13 protein-coding genes and 1 pseudogene are annotated in these 11,396 nt (G+C 71.5%); 2 read left to right on the forward strand and 12 right to left on the reverse strand.

Annotation, left to right across the window (positions count from 1 at the left end):
• Positions 1–37 precede the first annotated feature (37 nt).
• The 9 genes from HF577_RS34275 to HF577_RS40300 form a co-directional block, all read right to left on the reverse strand.
• Entirely contained in the window at positions 38–2,035 is a 1,998-nt protein-coding gene (locus HF577_RS34275; RefSeq protein WP_169400161.1) for a glycosyltransferase, read from the reverse strand.
• Positions 2,036–2,061: 26 nt separating this feature from the next.
• Entirely contained in the window at positions 2,062–3,258 is a 1,197-nt protein-coding gene (gene glf, locus HF577_RS34280) for a UDP-galactopyranose mutase (RefSeq protein WP_312859563.1), read from the reverse strand.
• A 121-nt stretch (positions 3,259–3,379) separates the two neighbouring features.
• Positions 3,380–4,303 (reverse strand): decaprenyl-phosphate phosphoribosyltransferase, encoded by a 924-nt coding sequence (locus HF577_RS34285; RefSeq protein WP_169400163.1) that lies wholly within the window; start codon positions 4,301–4,303, stop codon positions 3,380–3,382.
• Positions 4,300–4,923 (reverse strand): phosphatase PAP2 family protein, encoded by a 624-nt coding sequence (locus HF577_RS34290; protein ID WP_407692274.1) that lies wholly within the window; start codon positions 4,921–4,923, stop codon positions 4,300–4,302. The genes HF577_RS34285 and HF577_RS34290 overlap by 4 nt, the downstream gene beginning before the upstream one ends.
• Positions 4,924–5,103: 180 nt before the next feature.
• Positions 5,104–5,913, reverse strand: coding sequence for an HAD family hydrolase (locus tag HF577_RS34295; RefSeq protein ID WP_312859564.1), 810 nt, complete (start codon positions 5,911–5,913; stop codon positions 5,104–5,106).
• A gap of 100 nt (positions 5,914–6,013) precedes the next feature.
• Positions 6,014–7,090, reverse strand: a complete 1,077-nt coding sequence (locus HF577_RS34300; RefSeq protein WP_211175279.1) for a DNA polymerase III subunit beta family protein — start codon at positions 7,088–7,090, stop codon at positions 6,014–6,016.
• A 72-nt stretch (positions 7,091–7,162) separates the two neighbouring features.
• On the reverse strand, positions 7,163–7,555 hold the full coding sequence (locus HF577_RS34305) for a type II toxin-antitoxin system VapC family toxin (RefSeq protein WP_211175280.1): 393 nt from the start codon (positions 7,553–7,555) through the stop codon (positions 7,163–7,165).
• Complete coding sequence (locus HF577_RS34310; RefSeq protein ID WP_169400160.1) at positions 7,552–7,710, reverse strand: hypothetical protein; 159 nt, start codon at positions 7,708–7,710, stop codon at positions 7,552–7,554. The genes HF577_RS34305 and HF577_RS34310 overlap by 4 nt, the downstream gene beginning before the upstream one ends.
• Complete coding sequence (locus HF577_RS40300; protein WP_169400165.1) at positions 7,638–7,817, reverse strand: type II toxin-antitoxin system prevent-host-death family antitoxin; 180 nt, start codon at positions 7,815–7,817, stop codon at positions 7,638–7,640. The genes HF577_RS34310 and HF577_RS40300 overlap by 73 nt, the downstream gene beginning before the upstream one ends.
• Before the next feature lie 61 nt (positions 7,818–7,878).
• Here HF577_RS40300 and HF577_RS34320 point away from each other — a divergent pair, with 61 nt between their 5' ends.
• Complete coding sequence (locus tag HF577_RS34320; protein WP_169400166.1) at positions 7,879–8,520, forward strand: HhH-GDP family DNA glycosylase; 642 nt, start codon at positions 7,879–7,881, stop codon at positions 8,518–8,520.
• A 156-nt stretch (positions 8,521–8,676) separates the two neighbouring features.
• On the opposite strand, the gene HF577_RS34325 is transcribed toward HF577_RS34320, so the two are convergent.
• From HF577_RS34325 to HF577_RS34335, 3 genes are read right to left on the reverse strand one after another with little or no spacing between them, the layout of a single operon-like run.
• Positions 8,677–9,138 carry a DUF350 domain-containing protein gene (locus tag HF577_RS34325; RefSeq protein ID WP_312859565.1) on the reverse strand — a complete coding sequence of 154 codons (462 nt, stop codon included), beginning with the start codon at positions 9,136–9,138 and terminating at the stop codon, positions 8,677–8,679.
• A 22-nt stretch (positions 9,139–9,160) separates the two neighbouring features.
• Complete coding sequence (locus HF577_RS34330) at positions 9,161–10,327, reverse strand: glutathionylspermidine synthase family protein (RefSeq protein WP_169400167.1); 1,167 nt, start codon at positions 10,325–10,327, stop codon at positions 9,161–9,163.
• Positions 10,328–10,346: 19 nt separating this feature from the next.
• Positions 10,347–10,985, reverse strand: coding sequence for a hypothetical protein (locus HF577_RS34335; protein WP_169400168.1), 639 nt, complete (start codon positions 10,983–10,985; stop codon positions 10,347–10,349).
• A gap of 161 nt (positions 10,986–11,146) precedes the next feature.
• Between HF577_RS34335 and HF577_RS37735 the strand changes: the two are divergent.
• Positions 11,147–11,396, forward strand: a pseudogene (locus tag HF577_RS37735) (hypothetical protein); the annotation flags it as partial.

Here is an 11,396-nt window from a genome sequence, read left to right on the forward strand (position 1 = left end):
AGGACGGCCGGTGCCGTCCGGGCTCCCTTCGTCTCGGTCAGCGGTCGAAGACCTCGCGCTTCCAGGACTCCCGGCTCGTGAGCGCCGGCAGCGCGTCCCGGTAGCGGCGGCGCAGCTCCGGCCACGCCTTCGCGATCTCGCGGTGCTGCGCAACCGCGTGCTTGATCATCGATCGGAACAGCTCCGGGTCACGGCGACGGAACGTCACCCCGCGCCCGTCGGGCGTGGACACGGTGGCCGAGTCCAGCTGCGACAGCACGAACCACTGTGCCTGCCGGGACGGCACGTTGCGTTGCGGCACCACCTGGTGCTCCGGGTTGGGCGCCCGGAGGTTGTGCAGGACGCTGCGGGCGAGGCCCTTCGCGATCGGGATCTTGCGGGTGGGCGGCGGCGGGAACACCTGAGCGGCGAGCGCGTCGAGCTCCGACAGCGGCACCTGCGTGGCCGAGTCGAGCGTCCGTCCGTCGTCGTACTTCGCGCGCTCGGCCCGCACCTCACCCAGCACCGTCGGCAGCTTCGGGAACAGTGCCTCCGGCCCGGCGAGGAAGTCGCGCAACGCCATGGCCTGCAGCGCGACGGCCGAGTACTCCATCAGCAGCAGGTGGCGCAGGGTGCGCTTGAGGGTGTCGCGCAGCAGGGACCTCGGGTTGTCCGGGCCGTGCAGCGCGGCTGCGACCAGCCGGTTGCGGTAGTGGAAGTAGGCCTGCCAGTCGCTCGTGTCGTCCTTCTCCAGGAACGACATGTGCCAGATCGCGATCCCCGGCACCGTGGCCGTGCGGTAGCCGCGCGAGCGGGCCCGCAGACCGTACTCGGCGTCGTCCCACTTGATGAACAGCGGGAGCGGCAGCCCGAGGTCCTCGGCGACGGCACGGGGGATCAGGCACATCCACCACGCGTTGTAGTCGACGTCCGTGCGCCGGTGCAGCCACGGGGTCTGGCGCAGCGTGCGGTCGGCCAGGTCGTGGTGCGGCTCGGTGCCCGGCGCGTTGCGCCACAGGAACGTGTTGCGGTCGACGACCTCGCCCATGGTGGACAGCTGCGAGCGGGACTGCAGCGACAGCATCTGCCCGCCGACGAGCATCGGCTCCCGGGAGAACCGGGAGAACGCGACGGCGCGCAGCACCGAGTCGGGTTCGAGCAGGATGTCGTCGTCCATGAAGAGGATCTGCTCGCAGTCGGTGCTGCCGAGCGCCTCGTACATGACGCGGGCGTACCCGCCGGACCCACCGAGGTTGGGCTGGTCGATGATGCGCAGCTTCTCGCCGAGCACCGCTGCGGCGGCCTCGAAGCCGGGCTCGTCGCGCACCTTCTTCGTGCCCTGGTCGGGCAGGATCACCGCGGTGACGGCCTCGAGCACGGTGGGGTCCTCGCCGATCGCGGCGAGCGTGGCCACGCAGTCGGCCGGCCGGTTGAACGTCGGCATGCCGATGGTGACGGCCGCCCGGCCGGTGGCCGCCTCCGCGGCGTACCACCCGCCCGCGTGCAGCGTGAGCTCGGTGCAGTCGGTGCTGAGGTCGAACCAGTACCACCCGCCGTCCTCGAACGGGCGCAGGTCGAGGTCCAGCTCCAGCTCCTGGCGCCCCGGCCCGTTGATCACGACGCCGCGCACGAAGATCTGCGAGCCGTCGGCCTTCGTCCGGTAGACGTCGAGGCGGCCCGTGCCCTCCACCTCCAGCCGGAGGTGGACCTCGGTGAGCCGGCTCCACCGCCGCCAGTACCCGGCGGCGAAGGCGTTGAAGTACGCCGCGAACGAGACCTCGCTCTGCTCGGGCACCACCGCGGAGGTCCGCGAGGTGACCCGTAGCCGCCGCGCACTCATCGCCGAGCCGGTGAGCTCGACCCTCGGGCCGGGCGGAGCACCGATCGGCTCCGGCACGGTGGTCATCCGGAGCCCGGTGCGCTCGTCCATGTAGAGGGAACGGACGCTCATCGGATCACCGGAACGCGGGAGGATCACCCGCTGCAACAAGCTGCTGGCGACCGCCTCCCCGGTGGGCACGACGGTCTCCTCGGCGGTGACGATGGTCTGGGTCATCGAGTCAGGCCCTGCATCCTCTGAGTTCAGTCCTCAGTGCTCTCGGTGCCGGCCAGCGCACGGCCGTCGGCGAAGTAGGGGGCGATGCGGTTGTCGAACATGGTCAGCGCCGACCCGATTGCCATGTGCATGTCGAGATACTTGTACGTGCCCAGTCTGCCGCCGAAGAGGACGTTGGCGTTGGCGGTCTCCTTGCGTGCCAGCTCGCGGTAGCGCTGGAGCTTCTGCCGGTCCTCCGGCGTGTTGATCGGGTAGTACGGCTCGTCACCGGACTCCGCGAACCGGGAGTACTCCCGCACGATCACGGTCTTGTCCGTGGGGTAGTCCCGCTCCGGGTGGAAGTGGCGGAACTCGTGGATCCGGGTGAACGGGACGTCCTCGTCGTTGTAGTTCATGACCGAGGTGCCCTGGAAGTCGCCGGTGTCGTGGCGGACCTCCTGCTCGAAGTCCAGCGTCCGCCAGCCGAGCTCGCCCTCGGAGTAGTCGAAGTAGCGGTCCACGGCCCCGGTGTAGACCGTGGGGGTGCCTGCCGGGATCTCCTCGCGCACGTCGAAGTAGTCGACGTCGAGCCGCACCTCGATGTCGGGGTGGTCGGCCATCTTCTCGAGCCACGCCGTGTATCCGTCGACCGGCAGGCCCTCGTAGGTGTCGTTGAAGTACCGGTTGTTGAACGTGTACCGCACCGGCAGCCGGTTGATGATCGACGCGTCGAGCTGGGTGGGATCGGTCTGCCACTGCTTCGCCGTGTAGCCCTTGACGAATGCCTCGTAGAGCGGCCGCCCCACCAGGGAGATGGCCTTCTCCTCGAGGTTCGTCGCGTCCTTCGTGTCGAACTCGGCCGCCTGCTCGGCGATCAGGGCGCGTGCCTCGTCCGGCGTGTGCGACTTCCCGAAGAACTGGTTGATCAACGCCAGGTTCATCGGGAACGCGTAGACCTGCTCGCCGACCCGGGCGAACACGCGGTGCTGGTAGTCGGTGAAGTCGGTGAAGCGGTTGACGTACTCCCACACCCGCTCGTTGGAGGTGTGGAACAAATGCGCACCGTAGCGGTGGATCTCGATGCCGGTTTCCGGTTCGGGCTCGGAGTAGGCATTGCCGCCGATGTGCGAACGCCGCTCGAGCACCAGGACGCGCTTACCCAGCTCGGTGGCGGCCCGCTCGGCGACGGTCAGGCCGAAGAAACCCGATCCGACGATGACGAGGTCATATCCCGCGTAACTCACGACCGCCGAGGGTAGCGGCGTCGGATATGACGACGGTGGCCGCCCCGCGTCCGGTGTGTCCGGTGCGAAACCGCTGATCGGCGGGCCGGCCGAGATGTCCTCGATCATTTTTCCGGCTAGGTCAGGCGTAGACGGCCAGCACGAGCGTGCCGATCCACAGCAGCGCCAGCACCTGCAGGACGCGGTCGGCGAGCGCGAGCTCCTCCGGCTCGCCGCCGTTGCCGGAGTCGACGTCCACCGAGTAGCGCAGCACCGCGATCACGAACGGCACGATGGAGATCACCGACCAGACGGTGTTGTGCTGCTCCTCGCGGATCTCGAACGCCCACAACGAGTACGTCGTGATCAGCACGGTGGCCGAGAGCGCCCAGACGAACCGCAGGTACGACGCCGAGTAGCTCTCCAGCGACTTGCGGATCTTCGCGCCGGTGCGCTCCGCCAGCATCATTTCCGCGTAGCGCTTGCCCGCCACCATGAACAGCGACCCGAAGCCGGCCACCAGCAGGAACCACTGCGACAGGGCGATTCCGGTGGCGGCACCACCCGCGATGGCCCGGAGCAGGAAGCCGGACGCGACGATGCAGATGTCGAGCACCGGCTGGTGCTTGAGCCAGAAGCAGTACGCCAGCTGCACCGCGATGTACACGGCGAGCACGATCACCAGCTGCACGCTCGCCAGCAGGCTCAGCGCGAGCGCGCCCAGCAGCAGGACGACGGCCACGCCCAACGCCAGCCGGGGTGCGACGATCCCCGCCGCGATCGGCCGGTTGCGCTTGGTCGGGTGCGCCCGGTCGGCGGCGACGTCGTTGGCGTCGTTCACGAGGTAGATGCCCGAGGCGGCCAGCGAGAACGCCACGAAGGCCACCGCGAGGTGGATCGCGATGCCCTGGGTGAACAGATCGCCGCCGACGAACGGCGCCGCGAGCACCAGTACGTTCTTCACCCACTGCCGCGGGCGCATCGTCTTGAGCACGCCGCGGGTGACGCTGACCGGAGTGCGCGGCGGTACGGCCGCCTGCTCGGTCGGCACGTCGGTGCTGGTCATCGGTTCCCCTTCCGGGCACGCAGAGCAGTGCGACGACTCGCCGCCCGCCGGGTCACCACCGCCACCGCGGCGCCGAGCACGGAGCCCGCGACCACGTCGGTGGGGTAGTGCACGCCCAGCACCATCCGGGACAGGGCCATCGGGGGCACCAGCGCCGCCACCAGCGGCTTGCGCAGGAGTGCCCCGAAGACCACGGCCGCCGCGGTGGTGGAGGTGGCGTGGGCGGACGGGAAGCTCAGCTTGCTGGGGGTGCCGACGAGCACCTGCACCCGCGGGTCCTGCGGCCGCGGCCTGCGCACCACGCGCTTCACACCGACGGACGCGCCATGGGCCAGCGCCACGGCGGCGGTGGCCGTGACCCAGTCGCGGCGGCGCCTGCGGTCGATCACCGCACCCGCGGCGCCGAACAGGAGCCATCCCGCGGCGTGCTCGCCGAACAGGGACATCCCGCGGGCGACCCGCACGACCGGTGGGCGGCCGAGCCTGCCCTGCACGGCCTCGAGCACGCGCACCTCGAAGGCGGCGGGAGGGATGTCGACAGTGCCCTCTGGGGTGACAGTGCCCTGCGGAAGGACGGCCGGAGGGCGCGTCGGGCCGGGGCGGTCGAGGAGCTCGGCCACGGTGCGGGGGCCTCCAGTGCGGCGTGGCGGGCCTGGCCCGCGCCGGTCGGTGCGGCGTCGCAGCGGGGGCCGGGCCCGCCGCCGCACGCCGCGATGCGCTGTCGGGCCTTGATGCTACGCCCGGTCACCGGCAGTAGCTGGTTGCGGTGCCCTCTACGACACCTCGCGTTGCCCTCGCGTTCAGAACCAGCGTTCGAGGATCAGCGCCAACCCGTCGTCGCTGTTGCTCGCGGTGACCTCGTCCGCCACCTCCAGGAGCGCCGGATGCGCGTTTCCCATGGCCACACCGTGTCCGGCCCAGCGCAGCATCTCCAGGTCGTTCGGCATGTCCCCGAAGGCGATCACGTCGGCGGGGGCGACCTCGTACCGCTGCGCCACATCGGCGAGCCCGGACGCCTTGGTCACGTTCGGTGGCGAGATCTCGACGAGCCCCCGCGGGTGGGAGAACGTCAGATCCGCCGTGTCGCCGATCACGGGGGCGAGCGCGGCCACCATCGCGTCGCTCGACAGCTGCGGGCAGCGCACGAGCATCTTGACCGCGGGCCGCGAGAGCAGCTCCGACCGATGGACCACGGCATTGTCGGAGTCGGGCCAGGCGTGCAGGTAGTCCGGCTCGGCGATGAACGGCGTCGGGTCGTCGAACGCCCCGTTGCCGACCCGCTCGACGGCCAGCCCGCACCCGGGCAGAGCCACCGCGGCGGCCTCCGCGATCTGCGCGAGCACGTCCGGGTCGAGCGTGCGCGCCCAGAGCACCCGGTCGTCGACGGCGTCGTAGAGCACGCCGCCGTTGGCGCACACCGCGAGCCGCGCCACCCCCAGCTGTTCCGCGACCGGCGGGATCCACCGTGGTGGGCGGCCCGTGACCAGCACGAACCCCACTCCCGCCGCCACCGCCCTGCCGATCACTGCGGCCGCACGCCCGCTGACCCGGTCGTCCGGGTCGAGCAGGGTGCCGTCGACGTCCGTGGCGACCAGTCGGGGGGCTTGCACACCGTCCACCCTACGGACGTGTCGTGCGAGGACCGATCTTTCCGCCACATCACACATACGGCTGTTAAGGGAACGGAGCGGCCCGGGGTGGAGCCCGCCGTCAGAGGCGCACCGGCATCAGCAGCGAGACCGAGCGTTCCGACCGGACGACCAGCGGTCCGATCGGGCCGTCCAGCGAGAGCAGGAGCTGGCCGGGACCGCCGGCGTCCAGCGCCTGCAGCAGGAACTCCCGGTTCACCCCGACACCGTCGGCGTCCGGGTCGATCGTGACGCCGCCGTCCGGCCCCGGCCCGAGGACCGCCACCTCGAACTCCGTGCCGTCCTGCTCGCGGCGCATCGTGCGCACGGGTGCCGCCAGCAGCTCCGCACGCAGCGCGGGCCGCACCGGCACCGGACGCCGCTGCTCGGGGAGCAGCCTGCGGTAGTCCGGGAAGTCGTCGGGGATGAGCTCCGTGCTCAGTACGTCGGTCCCGGCGTGGACCGTGACGGTGGAGCCGTCGACGGCGATCGTCACCTTCTCCCCGTGGGGGATCCGGTCGGCGAACTCCACGGGCACGACGACCGCGACGGGGGCCCCGTCGAGCGAGAGCACCGGCGCCGACGAGACCGCGAGCCGGTAGCGGTCGGTGGCGACGACGGTGAGCGCCTCGGCGGTGACGTCCAGCAGGACGCCGCTCAGCACCGGCAGCGCGGGGTCCGCCCCGACGGCGAACCGGACGGCGCGCAGCGCCTCGGCCAGCTCGGGTCCTCTGACGGTGACGGTGGTGGCAGGCACAGGGTTCTCCTCCGGAGTCGGCCCACCCCGCCCCGGGACGGTGTGGGCGGCGAGCAGGGATCTGACGGAGGAGAGCTCGCGGCGGGCGTCGGCCAGCCCCTGCTCCAGGTGGTGCAGGTGCTCGGCCAGCAACACGTCGACCACGGCCGGGTCACGCCGGCCGGCCAGGACTCGGCGGATCCCGGCCAGCGGCATCCCGACCCGGCGCAGCATCGCGACGAGCCGGGCGACGGCGACCTGCTCCGGCGAGTAGGAGCGGTACCCCGTTGACGGGTCCACCCTCGCCGGGACGAGCACGCCTGCGCCGTCGTAGAAGCGCAGCGCACTGACGGTCAGACCGCTCTCACGAGACATCTGCCCGATCCCGCGCAACCGCTCCATGTCCCCGCGCGAGCTCTCCATGTCACAGAACCTGGTGCCTCGACATGGTCGAGAGTCAACCGCCCGACCCCGACGTCCGCTCCACGGATGCCGTCAGACCCGCACGACCTCCAGGCCCCCGATGCCCTCGACGGGGCCGAAGTCGTCGTCCTGCGTCACCACGGGCAGGCCACGCGAGGCCGCGACCGCCGCGATCCAGAGGTCGTTCACGTTCAGCCGGCGGCCGCTCTGCGCGAGGTGCACCTGCATGCGCGCCCACATCAGCGCGGCGCGCTCGTCGATGCCGATCAGCTCGATGTCGGCGACGGCGTCCAGAGTGGCCAGCCGCCGGGCCCGCACATCCACGTCAGTGGCGGCGAGCACGCCGGCCTGCAGTTCGGCCACCGTCACCACCGAGACCGCGGCCTCGTCCGGGATCCCCTTCGCGTCCAGCGGACGTCCGCTCTCGGCCGCGATGAACACGCTGGTGTCGAGCAGCCCTCTCACCGGATCGGTCCGAGGTCGTCCGTCGTCTCGCCGGCGATCCGGGCGAGATCAGCACGCAGCCCCGGGTCGGCCTGGGCCCTGCTCAGCCGCGCCACCAGGTCGTCCCGTCGGATCCATGCTCTCCGAGACCGCTGCAGCGGCACGAGCTCGGCCACTGCCCTCCCGTTGACGGGATCGTCAACCGCTCTCCGGCCTCGACCCGCCGCAGCAGACCTGCCGTGTCGTTCCGCAGCTCGCGGGATGCCACCACCTCGTCGGCCATGCGACGACCGGAGCATCACTGTAGAAACATGTAGGCAAACGGCAGCGGGTACGTCTCCGTCGTGACCGCCGCCCGAGACACCGTCCGCGCGCTGCTCGACCGAGCCGGCACCACCTATGCGGAGCAGGCCGGGATCCGGCTGCGCGACACCCCGGCCCCGCTCTACCGGCTGCTGGTGCTCTCGGTGCTGCTCTCCACGCGGATCCGGGCCGACATCGCGGTGGCGGCGGCCCGCGAGCTCGTGGACGCCGGGATGGGGACGCCGGACCGGATGCTCGCGGCGTCCTGGCAGGAGCGGGTGGATGCGCTGGGGCGGGCCGGCTACAAGCGCTACGACGAGAGCACGGCCACCGCACTCGGCGAGGGCGCGGAGCTGCTGTGCTCGGAGTACGTCGGCGACCTGCGGCGGCTGCGCGACGCCGTGGACGGCGACCCGGCCGGCGTCCGGAAGGCGCTCAGGGCGTTCCCCCGGCTCGGGCCGGTCGGCGCCGACATCTTCTGCCGCGAGGCGCAGGACGTCTGGCCGTCGCTGCGGCCCGCTCTCGATGGCAAGGTGCTCGACGGCGCCGGCCGGCTCGGCCTGCCTGCCGATCCGGACGAGCTGGCCGGTCTCGCCCCGGGCGAGGAGCTCGCCCCGCTGGCCGCCGCCCTGGTGCGAGTGGCACTGGACCGCTCACTCGCCGAGCAGGTCACCGGGAGCTGACCCACCGTGCCGGCCCCCGGCTCGCGCGTTCGGGGCGACTCGCGCACGCAGAACGGGCGACTCGCGCACGCAGAACGGGCGACTCGCGGACGGATTCCGGGCGACTCGCGCACGCAGAACGGGCGACTCGCGGGCGGGTTCGGGGCGACTCGCAGGTCAGAGGATGGCGACCGCGACCACCAGGCCCAGGGCCAGGTGAGCCGCCCCCACCACGTACGCCTGGGGCTGCACGCGGTCGGCCGCCAGCACCGCACCGATGTCGATGTTCGTGATCCACTCCAGCAGCCGCACCCCGCCGACCTGCGCGACGATGCCGACCAGCCCGAAGATCAGCGAGGCGAGCAGGCCCTCCAGCAGCGCGCCCGAGGACGCGTAGATCGCCACCACCACGATGAATGCCATGCTCACCATGCCCGCAGCGGTGACGATCACCGCGTTCGGCCGCCCGTCGCGCACCATGCGGTTGAGCTTGCCCGGCGTGGTGACGTCCACGCCCCAGAAGCCGACGAGCATGAGCAGCACGCCGATCACGGCGTAGAGCAGGATCGCGCCGATTCCCCGTCCGATCACCGAGAAGAACCCCGGGTCGATCTGGGCCAGCGTCACGGTCGGGGTCACGAGAACCTCCAGAGGGGGAGCGTCAGGATTCGGGGATGCGGTGCGGCACGAACGCGGCCCCGTCGTCGGTCACCAGCCCGACGGTCTCGCGGATACCCAGGCCGGCCGCGGTGTCGCCGACGATCCAGGCGCCCAGCGCGGGACGGTAGCCGTCGAACTCGGGGAGCGGGTCGAAGAGCTGGTAGACGTATCCCTCCTCGCCGTACACACCACCCGTCTGGTGCTCCATCCCCGGCGCGACGATCGAGATGTTGGCGCCCTCACGGCCGAGGCGGGGCTTGCGGACGTACTCGGTGAGCAGGCCGGGCTGGTCGAGGTAGGCGGGCAGCAGGTTGGGGTGGCCGGGATACATCTCCCAGAGCACGGCGAGCAGCGCCTTGTTCGACAGCAGCGTCTTCCACAGCGGCTCGACCCAGAGCGTCTCGGGGAGGCTGCGCAGCACGTGCTTGCCGAACTGGTCGGTGAGCATCCACTCCCAGGGGTAGAGCTTGAACACCGCCGCCATCGGCGCTTCCTCGAGGTCGACGAAGCGGTCGAGGGCGGCGTCCCAGCCGATGTCCTCGATCGAGAGGCCGACGGTGTCGAGGCCAGCCTCCGCCGCTGTCTCCTGCAGGTAGCCGACGGTCACGTGGTCCTCGCCGGTCGAGTCGCCGGTCGACCAGGTGAAGTGGATCTCGTCACCCGGCAGGCGCGCCTTGATCAGCGCCCAGCGCTCCACGAGCTTCTCGTGCAGGGAGTTCCACTGGTCGTCGCCCTCGTGGGTGTCCTTCAGCCAGTTCCACTGCAGGATCGACGCCTCGAGCAGCGTGGTGGGGGTGTCGGCGTTGTACTCCAGCAGCTTGGCGGGGCCGCTGCCGTCGTAGCGCAGGTCGAACCGGCCGTAGACGTGCGGGTCGCTGCGCTTCCACGATGCCGCGACGCCCTCCCACGACCACTCGGGCAGCGCGAAGTCGCGGAACCGTTCGGTGGTGACGACGTGGTCGACGGCCTCGAGACACATCGAGTGCACCACCTCGACGTCGGCCTCGAGGGAGAGGATCTCGTCCATCGAGAAGACGTAGTGCACCGACTCGTCCCAGTACGGCCGCGGGGAACCGCCCTCGCCGCGGCCGGGCGTGCCGTACACCATCCCCTGCTCCCGGACCGTGGTCTCCCAGTCCGGCCGAGGCTTCCCCCTGTGCCGTTCCATCTCTCGGTGTCGTTCCCGTCTACGAGCCGCTGGAGCCGCTGTTCGAGACGCCGAAACCGCCGCGCGACACCGAGCCGCTACCCGACGATCCCGCGACGCTCTTCCCCGACGGGGTGGTGACGCGGGTGCCACCCTTCGGCACCGTCGCGGTGCCGCCTGCCACTGGTTGGCCGATGTTGCCGCTGCCGCCGTAGTTGTAGCGGTACTGGCGGCCGCCGCCCCCGATGAAGATCGGGTACGGGACGATCCCGCCACCGCCGTAGTAGCCGCCACTGTTGTTCACCGGCGTCGCGCAGTTGGCGTCGTCGACGACGACGTTCGTCTCCTCGTCGACGCAGCGGGCCTGTACCTCGTCGTCGGGCTGCGCCACCTGGTAGCCGATGGCGATGAGCGCGACGATCCCGACCGTGGCGCCCGCACCGACGAGGATGCGCTTGCGCTTCTTGCGCGACCGCTCGGCGTCCGCGGCCCGCTGGCGCTCCGCCTCCTCCTCGCGACGCGCCGCCTGCTCCCGCGCGCGACGCTCGGCGAGCGTGGGCTCACGCGGTGTGGTCGACTCGTCCTGGAACCGCATCCGTCCGGTGGACGGCTCGCGGTGATCGCCGGGCTGCTCCTCGGCAGGCCCGTCGCCGCCGGGTCGGTTGTCGTCCGTTGACACGCGATCCCCCTCGGCTGCGCTCGTCGGCCGTTCGCAGGCACCCCTGCGGGCGAAACCGTACCGGGAGTACGTCAACCGGCAAACGCTGACGCTCGCAGCACGCCGACGACCGATGGTCGCGCAGTCCGGTCCGACCGCTTGGTCCCACCAGAGGTAACGGCATGATGACGGCCGACATGGACCGACTCCTCGCCGCTCCCCACCGGCCCGCCACCCATGGCGCTGGTGGCGTGCGTCCCGCAGCTCCCCGCAACTCCGGCGGTACGCGCGTCGCACCCTCGTGGAACCCCGGGCGCCCGGCCGTCCCGCCGCAGCCGCCGGTTCCGCCGCAGCCGCCGGTTCCGCCCCGGCCGCCGGTGCCGTCCACGGGCGACGCCGCTCCCCGTCGCAGCGGACGCCACGGCACCCCCC

The sequence above is a fragment of the Pseudonocardia xinjiangensis genome, from assembly GCF_012911925.1.
Taxonomy (GTDB): Bacteria; Actinomycetota; Actinomycetes; order Mycobacteriales; family Pseudonocardiaceae; genus Pseudonocardia; species Pseudonocardia xinjiangensis.